Source organism: Bacillus sp. P4_D3 (assembly GCF_056401855.1).
Genome location: NZ_JBFUIN010001148.1, coordinates 1 through 754 on the forward strand (window position 1 = coordinate 1; position 754 = coordinate 754).

The following is a 754-nucleotide window of genomic DNA, read 5'->3' on the forward strand; positions in this document are numbered from 1 at the left end:
GTGTTGTTTTATCAATGCATAGTCAAAGAAGAATATCAGCTAAATCGTATATAAAACCGTTATATAACATAATCGCAACCGTAAGTTGACAAAGTGCAACCGCAGGAAGATAGAGATGAGAGCAATGTTTACATACAATTTAGTTAAGAAAGAAAAGGGGGATACACATATGGGATTTGGTGAGAAGTTATTTAAATTAAGAAAGGAAAAGGGCCTCTCTCAAGAAGCATTAGCTGAAAGTTTAAACACAACAAGGCAAGCAGTTAGTAAATGGGAGAATGGTCAAGGTTTTCCTGAAACTGAAAAACTAATAATGATTGGAAATATATTTGAAGTCTCTCTTGATTACTTATTAAAAGAAACTGCTGAGCAAAGTAATGAAAAGGAAAATGGTTATTATGTAAGTAAGGAAATGGCGGAAGGGTATGTAGTGTATGGGCAAAAAATTTCTAAATATATCGCATTAGGATTTAGCTTGCTTATTTTATCTACAATACCGTATTTATTATTTAAAGAAAATGCAACAATGTCTACATTCCTTGTCATTATCATTGCTGTCCTTGGAATTGGAGCGATGATGGTACCTGTAACGATAGAAGAGAGTCGATACAATGTATTAAAAAAGGAAGAACTACTATTTCATCAAAACTTTCTAAAAGAATTGACAAAAAGATATGCGACTATTAAGAAGAAGTATGCGGCAGTAGTGATCGTTGGATTTTGTTTTATCGCGGTAGGAGCAATACCATTTTTG

The 754-nt window shown here is 33.2% G+C and carries 1 protein-coding gene; it reads left to right on the top strand.

Annotation, left to right across the window (positions count from 1 at the left end):
- Positions 1–169 precede the first annotated feature (169 nt).
- On the top strand, positions 170–754 hold a 585-nt coding region (locus AC1DTM_RS29900), incomplete at its 3' end, for a helix-turn-helix domain-containing protein (RefSeq protein WP_477001635.1).